Source organism: Micromonospora sp. NBC_01412, assembly GCF_045040215.1.
Lineage (GTDB): Bacteria > Actinomycetota > Actinomycetes > Mycobacteriales > Micromonosporaceae > Micromonospora > Micromonospora rubida.
In genome coordinates this window covers 1-13,642 of sequence record NZ_CP109528.1, presented here as the reverse complement: position 1 = coordinate 13,642, position 13,642 = coordinate 1, and the positions used below count along the sequence as shown (strand labels likewise).

Genomic DNA, 13,642 nt, shown 5'->3' with positions numbered 1-13,642 from the left:
GCCGTCTCCCACCGCCGAGGTGTCGATTGCGTCCCTTCCGAAGGTCCCCCCTCGTCGCCGCCGTCACTGCGGTCTCCGCGTTGCTGGGCGCATGGGCGCTGGCCGTCCTGCCCGGCCGGGTGTCGTCCGCCGAGCCGGCCGACCCGCCGCCGGTCACCGACCTGCGGGTCGCCTACCTGGGCACCGGGCACCGGAGTATCGGCCTGGTCGAGGGCTCCGGGGCGACGGCGACCGCCGTGCCGCTGTTCGGCGGCGGGCCGGCGCACTTCGACGACGAGGCGTCCGCCGGTGGGGACGTAGTCGCCTGGGTCAGCCGGCGGGAGTCGGAGCTGGCCCAACTGTGGATGCGGCGCGGTGTGGGGGAGCCGGTCCGGCTGACCGACGACCCGGTGCAGGTGGCCGGTTCGCCCTCGGTGTCTCCGGACGGCAGCCGGATCGCCTTCGAGCTGACCCGGGAGGGTGTCGGTAGCTGGCGCGACATCTTCGTGATCGGCACCGACGGCACCGGCCTGCGCCAGGTCACCGATGGCGCCGGCGACAACCGGCGGCCCACCTGGTCGCCGGACGGCTCCACCCTGGCGTTCGAGTGCCGCGACGACGCGGGCGTGCCGCAGGTCCGGCGCGTGCCGGCCGACGGTGGGCCGGTCACCGCCCTGACCGCCCGGCCGGAGGGGGCCGGGGAGCCCGCCTGGGACCCGGACCCGACGCACGACCGGATCGCGTACACGGCCGCGCCGCAGCGCCCGGACGAGCGGCAGATCCACCTGATGAACAGCGCCGGGGGCGACGACCGGCTGCTGCTCAACGAGCTCTGGGAGAGCCACCGGCCGAGCTGGTCGCCGGACGGGGCCACGCTGGCGTTCCTCAGCCGGACCACCGGCACCGACGGCGCCCGGGGCGCGGTCGACCTGGTCTACACCGGGGTGCCGCGCGACGACTGGTGCCCCTGCGAAGCGGTGCTCCGCCTCGCCGAGGACCGCCTCGTCGGCGACCCCGCCTGGTACGTCCCGCCGGGCGCCGGCCCGCCCCGCCTGCTGGTCAGCCGGACCACCGCGCCGGATCGGTACACGGTGACGTTGCAGGACATCCGCCCCGACGCCACCGACCCCCGGGACCTCGGACTGACCGTCCTGCGGGAGGACCCGGGCGCGGCGACCGACCCGGACCGGCTCTGGCGGCCCGTCGACGGCGACCCCTGGACCGCCCGCCCCGACTACTCCCCGGACGGCCGGCGGATCGTGGTGAACCGGTTCGAGACTGTGGCCGGCCGCCGGGTCTCCCGCCTCTGGGTGGTCGACGCCGACGGCGGCAACCCCCGGCCGCTCACCCTTGCCGGCCGCGCGGACTCGGACCTGGAGACCGACCCGGTCTGGTCCCCGGACGGCACCCGGGTCGCGTACGCCCTGGCCGGCCCGGGCGGGCCGAGCCGGGTGGTGGTGGCCGACGTGGACACCGGGGAGCGCCTGCTCACGGTGCCGCCGGGGGCCGGCGCGGACCGGTCCGACAGCCAGCCCGCGTGGTCGCCGGACGGGTCCGCGCTGGCGCTGGTCCGGGGGCAGCCGGAGGGGGCGGCGGCCGACAGCCACGTGTGGACGGTCGACGCTCGGGACGGCACCGGGCAGCGGGACCTGACCGCCGCGGGCTGCCCGGGGTGCACCGGGGCGGACTACGGCCCGAGCTTCTCCCCCGACGGCACCCGGATCGCCTTCGGGCGGGGCGCCGACGGGCTGGTCGTCACCGACACCGCCGGCGGCGACTGCCAGGTGCTGGCGCCGCAGACCCCGGAGGCGGACTGCGCCGGCCCGCTGACCGCCCCGCCGGACGGTCCGCACCGGCCCCGGGACGTGGCCTGGTCGCCGGAGGGGCACCGGCTCGCCCTGAACTCCCGCCGGTACACCGACCCGGCCAGCCCCGAGTACGTCAAGACGTACGACTTCGACACCGGCGTGCTGGACGGGCTGACCTGGGAGCTGCCCGGCCGGCACCGGAAGCCGACCTGGCAGCGGTCGGTGGACCTGGCCACGACGGTCCTGGAGCCACCGGCGCCGGTGCGGGTCGGCGAGCGGACCACCCTGACCCTGACGGTCACCGACCGGGGGCCGACCCCGGCCACGAACGTCCGCCTCGACCTGCGGGTACCGGACGGCGTCGAGGTCACCGCCCTGGAGCCGGAGGCGGGTTCCTGCCAGGTCGACCCGCCCGGCTGCGACCTGGGCGTCGTCGGGTTGGGCAACACCGTCCGGGTGCGCGTCGAGCTGACCGGGGTGACCGCCGGGACGTACCTGCTGGCCTGGTCGGTCGGGGGTTGGACGGCCGACGCCCGGCCCTCGGACAACGAGGCGTCCGTGCCGGTGACCGTCACCCCGGTTCCCGTGCCGACGACCACCCCGACGCCGACGCCGACCAGCCCGGCCCCGACCGGCCTGGAGATCACGGTGACGGTCAACCCCACCCCCGGGTACGTGGGCGGGCTGGTCACGGTCACCTACACCGTCCGCAACACCGGCGGCCAGGGCGTGACCGGGGTCCGGATCACCCCCGTGCTGCCGGCCCGGGTGCCGGTCCGTACCCGCCCGGCGGGCTGCTCCGCGACCTCCTGCCCGGTCCCCGACCTGGCCCCGGGCGCCCGCCGGACGCTGACCTTCGTGCTGGCCCCGACCGCGGCGACGGCGACGACGGTCCGTGGCGCGGTGGCCGGCGACGGCGGGCTGGCCGACACCGCCCAGGCGCCGTTCCGGGTGGTGCAGCCCCGGATCGTGGCCGTCCCGGACATCGGGCCGCCGGGCTTCGTCACCTCGATCCGGGGCACCGACTTCCCGCCCGGCGTGCCGGTGCGGCTGGCCTGGGACGTCGGCCTCACCGTGGCGGCGAACCCGGCCGTGCCGGCGGCCGACGGCACGTTCGCGGCCCAGCTCCTGGTGGTGCCGCGCGACCAGCTCGGCCCCCGGAAGGTCCTGGCCACCGGCCCGGGGTTCGGCACAGTCCGCACCGACTTCCGGGTGGTCATGCCCGCCCAACAGCCGCCCGGTCTGCTCGGTCGTGGCTGGTGAGGGGACGACGACGATGATCAACGAGGTGGACGAGGCGCTGCACGCGCTGCTGACCGAGGAGCTACTCGCCGGCACCGACGTGCAGTTGGCCTTCGACGCGCCGACCCGGGAGTGGGAGGCCCGGCGCAACGCCCCGACGGTGAACCTGTTCCTCTACGACGTGCGGGAGGAGATGGCCCACCGCCGGGAGGGCCGGATCGAGGAGTGCGACGCGGACGGCGTGGTCGTCGCCGAGCACCGGCCGCCCCGGTACTTCGCCCTGTCGTACCTGGTGACCGCGTGGACCGCCCAGCCGCAGGACGAGCACCGGCTGCTCTCCGTGCTGCTGGCCGGGCTGGTCACCCACGACGTGCTGCCCCCGGGCCGGCTGGTCGGCGGCCTCGCCGACCTGGGGCTGACCGTGCCGATGAGCATCGCGGTGCCGCCGAGGCGGGACCGGGGGCTGGCCGACATCTGGTCCGCCCTCGGCGGCTCGCTGAAGCCGTCGCTGGACCTGGTGGTGACCACGCCGATCGCGGCGTCCACGGCCTTCGCGGCCCAGCCGGTCACCGACGGGCTCCGGCTGCGCGTCGGCGCCCGGGCCGACTCCGACCCGGACGACCACCGGGCCGGCCCCGGACGGACCGCCCGCCCCCGCGCCCGCCGCCCGGGCGACACAGCGGCGGAGCAGCCGCCCGCCGGGACGGAGACCCGGCGGCTGCGCCATCCGGACCCCGCCCCCGGGGAGACCACCACCCCGATCGGGGTACGCCGGGCGCGGGGCACCGCCGCCGAGCGGCAGCGACGCCAGGGCACCGGCGGGCCGATCGGGGACGGCCGCCGGTGACCGCCGTACGCGAAGACGCCCGGACGGCCCCGGAACCCGAGCGGACCGAACCGCCGGGCACGACGTACCTGCGGGCCCGGCTGTTCCTGGTGGAGCAGCGGGTCCGGCGGGCCGTCGCCACCGCGCGCGCCGCGGACCCGGCCCCGGACGACCCGCTGCGTGGGCTGCACGTCTCCGACGAGGACGCCTGGCGGCTCGTGGACGACCCGGCGCCACCCGCCCCGGACGAGATCGCGGCCGAGGCGGTGGCGACCGCCGACCGGTGGGCCGACCGGGCCCGGTCGGCGGGTGGCCGGGTGCCGCTGCGGGAGTTGGCCGAGGACTTCGCACTGACGCCGTTGGACGTCGAACTGCTGCTGATCGCGCTCCTGCCCGACCTCGACCAGCGGTACGAGCGGCTCTACGGGTACCTCAACGACGACGTGACCCGGCGGCGGGCGACGACCGGGCTGGCCCTGGGGCTGTGCGGGGTCTCCCCGGTCACCGGAGCGGCTCGGACCCGCCTGGCCGGCACCGGCCCGCTGATGGCCGGCGGCCTGCTCCTCGTCGAGGAGGACGACCGCCCCTTCCTGACCCGGAGCCTGCGGGTACCGGACCGGGTCACCGGCCACCTCCTCGGGCAAGACGGCGGCGACGGGCGTGCCGACGGCCTGGTCCGCCGGGTGCCCCGGCCGGCGGATCGGCAGCCGGTCACCGACGGGCTGGCGGCGGCGCTGCGCGCCGGTGACCGGCTGGTCTACCTGCGCGAGGAGCCAGGCGGGGCGGCCGACGAGCTGGCCGCCGCCGCCCTGCTCGCGGCCGGCTGGTCGGTCCTGGCCCTCGACCTGGACGCGCTGGGCGTCGACCCGACGCCGGAGGAGGCCCTCGCCGTCGTGGTGCGGGAGGCCCGGCTGCGCCGGGCGGGCCTGGTCGTCGGCCCGGTCGACACCCTGGACCCGGCGGCCGGCCCGGCCCAGGCCCGGCTGCTGCGCCGGCTCACCGCTCTGCCGGTGCCGGTGCTGCTCACCGGCCGGCTGCGCTGGGACCCGTACTGGGCCGACCGGTCCCCGCTGCTGGTGACCGCCGCCCCGGCCGGGGCGGCGGAGCGGATCCGGCTGTGGCGTGATGCCCTGGCGGGACGCTCGGTGGGGCTGGCGGCCGACGTCGACCCGGAGCGGGAGCTGTCCGCGTACGTGCTGGCGCCCGACCAGGTGCGGCGGGCGGCGGTCGCCGCAGCCCAGCAGGCCGTCCTCGACGGTTCCGACCGGGTCACCTCCCGGCACGTCCGGGCGGGGGTGCGCTCGCAGAACGCGGCGGCGCTGGCGAAGCTGGCCCGGCGGGTGGAGCCCGCCGTCGGCTGGGACGACCTGGTCCTCCCGGCCCCGGCTCGGGACCAGCTCACCGAGCTAGCGTTGCGGGTACGCCACCGGGACCAGGTGCTGGGCGGGTGGCGGCTGCGCCCCGGCGGGGGGCGGGGGCGCGGGGTGACCGCCCTGTTCGCCGGGGACTCCGGCACCGGCAAGACCATGTCCGCCGAGGTGGTCGCCGCCGACCTGGGCCTCGACCTGTACGTGGTGGACCTCTCCACGGTGGTCGACAAGTACGTCGGCCAGACCGAGAAGAACCTGGAACGGATCTTCACCGAGGCGGCCGGGGTCAACGGGGTGCTGCTGTTCGACGAGGCCGACGCCATCTTCGGCAAGCGCTCCGAGGTCAGCGACGCCCACGACCGGTACGCCAACCTGGAGAGCGCGTACCTGTTGCAGCGGATGGAGTCGTTCGACGGGGTGGCGGTGCTCACCACGAACCTGCGGGCCAACCTGGACGAGGCGTTCCTGCGCCGGCTCGACGTCGTCGTGGACTTCCCGATCCCGGACGTGGCACAGCGGCGGGCACTGTGGGACCGCTGCCTCGGCGTCGAGCTGCCGCGCGCCGACGACGTCGACCTGGGCCACTGCGCCCGCGCGTTCGAGCTGAGCGGGGGCGGCATCCGGGCCTGCGCGGTCAGCGCCGGCTATCTGGCCGCCGCAGCCGGGACGCCGGTGACCATGGCGATGGTCATGACGGCCGCCCAGCGCGAGTACCGCAAGCTGGGCCGCCTGCTCCTGCCGGCAGCCACGCCGAACGGCGCCCGGCCCCGCCGAGCCTGACGCCCTCCGCCTTGGCTGAGGGCAGACGCCGGCCCGCTAGACGAGTAAGTCCTACCGACCCGGGTTGTGGGCATAGGTGAAGGGTGTTGAAGATCCGTTCGACACCGGTGGAACGCGGCCGGTCCCGACCCACCGTGAAACGCTCCGGACCTGGCCGAGCGGGCCGGCTACGGCTACTGCACCTCGCACTCACGGTTCTTCTGGGGACCACGACTACACCTGATCTGCACCCCGGCCGGGCTGCCGATCACCTGGGCCTCGCGGCACCGAAGGTCGACGAACGGCAGGTCCTGACCGCTGTCCTGGAACATGACCCCGACCTCACTGCGACAGGAAGCAGAGGGCCGAGTCGAGAGGCAGCGCCTCTCGACTCGGCCCTGGTCAGGGTGCTACCACCAGCTCGTGCATATGAAGCTCGTGTTGAAGCACGCCCGCATGTAGGCCTGGCGGATCGAGGAGGAGTTTTGCAGTCCGGTCTCACCCCGCCTGGTGAGCAGGCCTCCGTAGCCGTCCATCGACACTTCGACCCGTACATCCGGACCGGCGCGGGTCACCTGTAGGTAGCCGTCGTAGTAGCCGCCCCCGACCGACCAGTAGTACTTACAACTCCTAACTAAATGATGTTGGGCGTAACCGGTTGGACGTGAGGATCGTTCTGTCTGGACGTGAGGAGGGGTGAGCAGCCGCCGTGGATCGTCTCGGACGAGTTGTGGGCCGAGATCGCGCCGCTGCTGCCGCCCCGTCCCACCGCGGCGGCGCCGCTACCCCGGACGTAAGCCCCTGGATGACCGCAGGGTGTTGTGCGGGATCCTGTTCGTGCTCCACACCGCGATCCCGTGGGAGTACCTGCCGCAGGAGTTGGGGTTCGGGTCGGGGATGACCTGTTGGCGCAGGCTACGAGACTGGAACGACGCCGGCGTGTGGCAGCGACTGCATGAGGTCCTGCTCGGCAAGCTACGAGCGGCTGGGCAGTTGGACATGTCCGGGGCGGTGATCGACGGTTCCCACGTGCGGGCGCTCAAGGGCGGCCCAAAACCGGTCCGAGTCCGGTCGACCGCCGCAAGTCGGGCTCGAAGCACCACGTCATCACCGACGCGGGCGGCATTCCCCTCGCGGTGAGTCTGACCGGCGGCAACCGTCACGACGTCACCCAGCTCATGCCCCTGGTCGACAAGCTTCCCCGGATCAGGGGCATCCGCGGCCGTCCCCGGCAACGACCGCGGAGGCTCTACGCCGACCGTGGCTACGACTACGACTGCTACCGCCGACAGCTTCGGGCCAGGGCATCACCCCGGTCATCGCCCGACGCGGCGTCGGACACGGTTCCGGACTCGGCGCCCGACGGTGGGTCGTCGAGCAGACCATCGCCCTGCTGCACTGGTTCCGCCGCCTGCGCATCCGCTGGGAGATCCGCGACGACATCCACGAAGCCTTCCTCACCCTCGCCTGCGCCATCATCTGCTGGCGCCGACTCCAACACTCAAAGAGTTAGGAGTTGTTAGGAGACGTGCAGCCCGGCGGCGAGCCACGCCGCGGCGGCTTCGGCCGCGCCGGGGTGGTGCGGTGCGAGTCTGCCGGGGGCGAGCCGAACGGCCCGCCCCCGCTAACCTGCTGCCTACTTCGCCGCCGGCGAGGCGTAGCCGACAATGCGAGTGTCCGACGGGTACCACTTCACGTGGGTGACGCCATCGGATTGGTTCCCGCCGACAACGTAGTAATAGCCCTTTGCCACTGTGTCTGCGTAGTACGAGGTAACGATGGCAACGTGATCCGTCTCGCCGCCGTCATAGTTGAAAACCACAGCGTCGCCCTTGCGGGGGGTATAGCCGCTGCTCCTGGAGTGCCAGGTGCCATTGTTGTTGCCATAGGTGATGAAACTTGATGAGTGCGGCGTGAGCCCCGAGTATTCGGCCGTGCCCCAGTAGAAGGCGTACTTCGCGAAGTCCGCGCACCAGGCCCGGGAACGCCAGCTCACCGGCATTGATTGCTTAACACCACCGCTGTACATGGTGCCCGAGGTGGTTTTGGCGGGGCTGCAGGCGGCCGAACCGTGGCTGGTCCTGCGGTCGTTGTCCGGGTCGGTCCAGAACCCGGTGTAGTAGTTGCAGTCTTCGTTGCCGGCCTCCGATCGGCGGACCGAAACCGTTGTGCTGGTGGAGGTGTACTGCTCCCAGGCGATGTTGCCCACGTCGATGCCGAGCTGGGTGTCACCGGCGGCGTGAGCCGTGCCCGTGCCGATGAACGTGACGGACGCCGCCGCGACTGCGGCAACCAGCGCCGTACGAATTGCTTTTCTCATCGTCGCTTTCATCAGTGCCCTTTCCGGAAGGTTGTTTGTGCGGTCGAGGCTTACCTAGTCGATCACGTCCGGCAATGGGTCGCTCCAGTCCCGGACAGGCGTAGCACTGTCCGGGCTGGCCAGGAGCTTGTCCGGCCTGCCGGTCCGGGCGATGCCGCCCGCCCGGACACCGGCGCTCTGTGTGACTGAGGGGCGGGAGCGCACCGGACGATACGACTCGGCCGTCGCGGTGCAACGATCGTGCGAGGACGCCGAGCCGCCCAGGACGCTGCTCGTGCCGGTCGATGGGGATCGCTTTCAGATCAAGTGGAGCCACCCGCAGCATGGAGTGGGTTGCCTGACTGTGCTGGCCAACGGCCCGGCCAGCGGCTTGCTCGAACCCTGGGACGACTGCGCAGCCGGTGGGCCAGCCCAAGTGTTCCGGGTCGAGCCGGTCGCCGCTCCACTGGAGGGCTACCGGCTCCGCCCCGTGCATAGCGAACTCTGTCTCGGCATTCGTGGCGACGAGACGGTCAGCGGTGTCGAACTCGTGCAGGAGCCGTGCACAGGCGAGGGCGATCAGACGTTCCGCGTTGACGTCGAGGCATCCGCTTCCTGAACCGGCGGGTCTTGATCAGCGCCAAACACTCGGATCAGCATCGTCCACGTCGGTGTCCGCGACCGCGACCAGCGACAGCAGCCGTGCTCGCACATCCGACGACAGCCGGCCGGCGATCTGCTCGGTGAGGATCTTTTCCGCCTGATGTAGACCCGACCGGACGATCTTGTCCACCCGGTCCGGCGTCGGCGGCTCGATCGACCGAGCTCGCAGCTCCGCCAGCACCGCGTCCTTGGCCAACTCAAACCGGCGTTCCTTCTGCGCGTAGTCGCCCGCAAGCCAATCGGTCAGCTTCTCCGCATCGGCGACCATGCACTCCCGGAACCCCAGATGAGCACGGACCTCCGCGCGGTGCCGCTTGATCGTGCGCCCGGCCCACTCATAGAAGCCCAGCGAGCCCACGTCCACACCCAGCTGCCGCGCGACGAACTCCACCACGTCGTCGTGCGGCTCCGCCCGGCCGCGCGGGAACCGGCCGAACCGGCCGTAGAACTTCAGCAACAGCGCAAAGCCGAGCTGCGTATCGCGGTGCTTCGCCGCGACCAGGTCCTGCTCAGCACCGACCAACGTCCAGTGCTCAACCAGGTCCCCGAGATTCATCGAAGGACGTTTCACAGCCGGAGATCATTCCGACGCCCAACTCACCCCGACAGCCCTCACACCTAGATCATCTTTTTGGCCCCGGGTGTCGCGGTTCTTACCAACACCCCCTGTAGCCACCCCCCGCGAGCAGAAGGCCCCCCACGGACCTTGGGATCTAGCGGTCCTCGCAACACCCAGACCTTCTGGGAGTTGCGAGGACCGTGTCCGTTTCTGCTGAGTTCGAGGCAAGGTTCTTCGAGATCTTCGATCGCGTTGGCAGCGTGGCCGTTGCTGCGCGGGAAGCCGGAGTCAACCGGAACACCGCGTACGGGTGGGTTCGTCGAGTAGGGCGTCGCTCGACGCCTATCTCGCGGCGTCATCCCCGTCGGGATGAGTACGAGCGCCTGCGTGAGCAGGGGGTTGCCCGGCGCCGTGCCGCGCAGCTGGTCGGGGTCAACGAGCGCACCGCCAAGGACTGGGACTGGGGAGTACGCAAGACACGCAGCTCTCGGACGTACCGGGATGGGCGCCGGGTGGACTACAACAGCGGGGTGGTCACTCAGGTGCTGCCGTCGCTGACGGCACTGGACAAGGAGCTGCACTCACGGTTCCTGACCGTGGCAGAGCGCGAGACGATCGCGGACATGCGCCGCGTCGGGCAGTCGCTCAACGCGATCGGGCGAGCGCTCGGGCGATCTGCCTCGACGATCAAGCGCGAGATCGACAACCACGCCGGCGCCGACGGGGTCTACCGCGCCTATGCCGCGCACCGAGCCTGGGCCGCGTCCCGGCCCCGGCCTAAGGACCGCAAGCTTCTGCAGGACGGTCCGCTGCGCGACTTCGTGGTCGACGGGCTACGCGAACGCTGGTCACCGCAGCAGATCTGCAACGCTCTGCTCAGGCAGTACCCCGAGGACCAGGAGATGCGGGTGAGCGCGGAGACGATCTACCAGGCGTTGTACGTCCAGGCCCGTGGCGCGCTCAAGCGCGAGGTCGCCGCGGCGCTGCGCACCGGCCGCACCCGACGCAAGCCACATCGTCGCCCCGACCAGCGCACCCCGCGGTTCGTCGACGGCATGGTCATGATCAGCGAGCGCCCGGCCGAGGCCGAGGACCGCGCCGTGCCCGGCCACTGGGAAGGCGACCGTGCGACACGAAGTCGCACGAGTTTGAGTGGATTTGCCGCTTGGAGGTTCGTCTATTACTGATGGCAAGTCCCGGTCCTGTGTCCGTTGGCTCGTCCCCTCTCCTGACATGCGTTGCTGGTAACGGCGGGGTGTGAAGCTCAGGAGTCAAGCCCAAGGGTTTCCGTTCCGTCCGGGAGCTACAGGCTAAGGGGAAGACCGGACGGGTGAATGCAAATGAACCCTCGATGATGTCTCGTGATCCCAAGCCCTGTCGACGGAATGCGGTAATGGGGTACAGGGCTGGCCGTTGAGAAGCGGCAGGCGCTGGCTGGTAGAGGTCACTCCAGCCAGAAGGACACCGCCGCCTCGGGATAAAGAGGGCACCCACCCCGGTCGTGTCTCACTCGTGCGGAACGTGGAAATCCCGTTGGAGTCCGGGTCTCGATGACCGGTCGGCCGACTGCGAGGAAAGCTCAATTCTTCAGCGGGGACAGGAAGGCCCAAGAAGCGAATGCCGGTAGCCGAAAGGAAACAGGAAATCGGAGGAGTCATCCGATCCTCCATCGGATTCTTCCGTATAACTGGCCGGATACGGGCGATGCCCGGACTCGAAAGGGTGCTGACGTGGGTCTGGTGAGCCTGTGGAGAAACACTGAACAATGACACCGGAACCGAAGGACAAGTTGGACGTCACAGTGACGCAAGTGTTCACTCCGATTGGCTCGTGGTGAGTATGTTGCCGTGGTGAACGGACCGGAGGGCGATGTTATCGACTGGTCGTCGATCGCTTGGCGCCAGGCTGAAGATGCCGTGGGTCGTCTGCGTCAGAGAATTTTCGCGGCGTCGCAGGCGGGGGACCTTAAACGGGTCCGCAATCTGCAGAAACTGATGCTCCGTTCTCGCGCTAACACGCTGATCAGCGTGCGGCGAGTCACGGAGATCAACGCTGGCCGTAAGACGGCGGGCGTCGACGGGAAAGTCGTGCTGCACCCGGAATCCAAGGCTGAACTGGCCGACTGGATGCAGCACGACAGCGCCATGTGGACTGCCCGTCCCGTCAAGCGTGTCTACATTCCTAAGCCCGGAACCACGAAACGGCGTGGTCTCGGCATTCCCGTGATCGCCGACAGGGCCTTACAAGCCTTGACAGCGAACGCGTTGGAACCTGAATGGGAGGCCCGATTTGAGCCGAAGTCCTACGGATTTCGGCCGGGCCGCGGCTGTCACGACGCGATCGGGGCCATCTATTCCACGCTCAACGGTAAGAACCCGCAGCGGGTGTGGATCCTCGACGCTGACCTGACGGCAGCCTTCGACCGGATCGATCACCGGCACCTGCTGACATTGCTTGGCGCGTTTCCCGCCAGGGATCGAGTGGAACGATGGCTGAAAGCAGGTGTGATCGATAATGGCCGGTTCGCCCCGACCGGGGAAGGAACTCCCCAAGGCGGAGTGATCAGCCCGACGCTGTTCAACGTGGCTTTGCATGGAATGGAGAATGCCGCCGGGGTCCGTTACCTCACAGCCGGCAGAGATGCCGGCAGTGCGGTAACAGACAGTCCGGTGCTGGTGAGATACGCAGACGATTTCGTCGTGATGTGCCACAGCCATGAGCGGGCCGACCAGGCCAAGGAAAGGCTACGGCAATGGCTGACGTCCAGAGGATTAGCCTTCAACGAGGGCAAAACTCGTATCGTCCATGCTGGCGATGGGTTCGATTTTCTGGGGTTCAACGTCCGCCGCTATCACGGGAAACTGCTGATCAGACCGAGCAAGGCGGCATTGAGACGGATCCGGGAAAGGCTACGCGGCGAGATAATAGCTTTGCGAGGAGCTAACGCGGCGGCGGTGCTTTACAAGATCAACCCCATCGTCCGGGGCTGGTCTGCCTATTACCGGACGGTGGTGTCGAGCGAGATATTCACGGCGCTGGACAACTATGTGTGGATTCTGCTTTACAAGTGGGCGAAACACAGCCACCCGAATAAGTCGAAGCACTGGATCGTTGACAGGTACTTCGGCCGGTTCAACCAGGCCAGGCAGGACAGGTGGGTTTTTGGTGACCGTGACAGCGGCTCCTACCTGATCAAGTTTTCCTGGACGAAGATCGTCCGGCACCAACTGGTCAAGGGCACGGCGTCCCCGGACGATCCTGCTCTCAGCAAGTATTGGGCCGATCGGCGCTGCAAAGGACCTCCAGCAACGGGCAAAGCCACGCTGTATCTTTTGAAGAAACAGCAAGGTCGATGTTCGCTCTGCCGAGGGTTTCTGCTACACGCCGAGCACGCGCCGCAGACCCCAACCGAATGGGAACTGTGGACACGCACGATCCGGAAGGCGATCGTCAGACAACATGTCGTCGCCCCGATCGACGGTAAGCCGGACGCTATTCATTCCCGTCTCATACACGCGTACTGCCTCCGACGGCAGCCAGCCGGCGAAGGCCAAAGGCCAAGCATTCTGCCCGTCAGCGAGCCTCCAGGGCTTGCTTGAGCCGTGTGCGGTTAACGCCGCAAGCACGGTTCTGAGGGGGCCCCGGCGCAGCAATGCGCCGGGGCTACCCGACTGATCATGGGCGCGGGCAACCAGTCCGCGATCGTGACGCTGGTCGAGCGCGCCACCCGGTACGTGATGCTCGGGCATCTGCCCGGCGGGCACACCGCCGAAGAAGTCCGCGACGTGCTGGTGGATCTCATCGGCACACTGCCGGCCCACCTACGCGGATCGCTGACCTGGGACCAGGGCGCGGAAATGGCTGCCCACAAGCAGTTCACCCTCGCCACCGGGGTGCCCGTCTACTTCTGCGACCCGCACTCGCCCTGGCAGCGCGGATCCAACGAGAACACCAACGGCCTGCTCCGCCAGTACTTCCCCAAGGGCACCGACCTGTCGGTCCACGGACCCGCAGACCTTGAGCACGTCGCTCAAGAACTCAACGGCCGCCCACGACAGACGCTCGGCTGGGACAACCCAGCCGAGCGTCTGCGTGATCTACTGACAGCCACCTAAGCCATCAGGTGTTGCGAGGACC

At 70.2% G+C, this 13,642-nt stretch carries 7 protein-coding genes and 4 pseudogenes; 9 read left to right on the top strand and 2 right to left on the bottom strand.

Annotated features, from left to right (window positions below; genetic code table 11):
* Positions 1 to 26: 26 nt before the first annotated feature.
* From OG617_RS00055 to OG617_RS00035, 5 genes and pseudogenes are all read left to right on the top strand, one after another.
* Entirely contained in the window at positions 27 to 3,050 is a 3,024-nt protein-coding gene (locus OG617_RS00055) for a hypothetical protein (protein ID WP_405097552.1), read from the top strand.
* A gap of 13 nt (positions 3,051 to 3,063) precedes the next feature.
* Positions 3,064 to 3,876 (top strand): DUF4255 domain-containing protein, encoded by an 813-nt coding sequence (locus OG617_RS00050; protein WP_405097550.1) that lies wholly within the window; start codon positions 3,064 to 3,066, stop codon positions 3,874 to 3,876.
* A complete protein-coding gene (locus OG617_RS00045; RefSeq protein ID WP_405097548.1) occupies positions 3,873 to 6,005 on the top strand; it encodes an AAA family ATPase in 2,133 nt (710 codons plus the stop codon). The genes OG617_RS00050 and OG617_RS00045 overlap by 4 nt, the downstream gene beginning before the upstream one ends.
* A 98-nt stretch (positions 6,006 to 6,103) precedes the next feature.
* A pseudogene (locus tag OG617_RS00040) lies at positions 6,104 to 6,340 on the top strand (IS982 family transposase); the annotation flags it as partial.
* 357 nt (positions 6,341 to 6,697) lie between these two features.
* Positions 6,698 to 7,497: pseudogene (locus OG617_RS00035) on the top strand (IS5 family transposase).
* 123 nt (positions 7,498 to 7,620) lie between these two features.
* On the opposite strand, the gene OG617_RS00030 reads toward OG617_RS00035, so the two are convergent.
* Complete coding sequence (locus OG617_RS00030; protein WP_405097546.1) at positions 7,621 to 8,316, bottom strand: CHAP domain-containing protein; 696 nt, start codon at positions 8,314 to 8,316, stop codon at positions 7,621 to 7,623.
* Positions 8,317 to 8,485: 169 nt separating this feature from the next.
* Between OG617_RS00030 and OG617_RS00025 the strand changes: the two genes are divergently transcribed.
* The gene (locus OG617_RS00025) at positions 8,486 to 8,902 is read left to right on the top strand and encodes an RICIN domain-containing protein (RefSeq protein ID WP_405097544.1); all 417 of its coding nucleotides are present in this window, start codon (positions 8,486 to 8,488) and stop codon (positions 8,900 to 8,902) included.
* A 15-nt stretch (positions 8,903 to 8,917) separates the two neighbouring features.
* On the opposite strand, the gene OG617_RS00020 is transcribed toward OG617_RS00025, so the two are convergent.
* Positions 8,918 to 9,502: a DUF4158 domain-containing protein gene (locus OG617_RS00020; protein ID WP_405097542.1), complete on the bottom strand. Its 585-nt coding sequence runs from the start codon at positions 9,500 to 9,502 to the stop codon at positions 8,918 to 8,920.
* Positions 9,503 to 9,888: 386 nt separating this feature from the next.
* Between OG617_RS00020 and OG617_RS00015 the strand changes: the two are divergent.
* The 3 genes and pseudogenes from OG617_RS00015 to OG617_RS00005 all read left to right on the top strand — a co-directional run.
* Positions 9,889 to 10,629 (top strand): annotated as a pseudogene (locus OG617_RS00015) (IS30 family transposase); the annotation flags it as partial.
* 726 nt (positions 10,630 to 11,355) lie between these two features.
* The gene (gene ltrA / locus OG617_RS00010) at positions 11,356 to 13,104 is read left to right on the top strand and encodes a group II intron reverse transcriptase/maturase (RefSeq protein WP_405094407.1); all 1,749 of its coding nucleotides are present in this window, start codon (positions 11,356 to 11,358) and stop codon (positions 13,102 to 13,104) included.
* Positions 13,105 to 13,176: 72 nt separating this feature from the next.
* Positions 13,177 to 13,620: pseudogene (locus OG617_RS00005) on the top strand (IS30 family transposase); the annotation flags it as partial.
* Positions 13,621 to 13,642 lie beyond the last annotated feature (22 nt).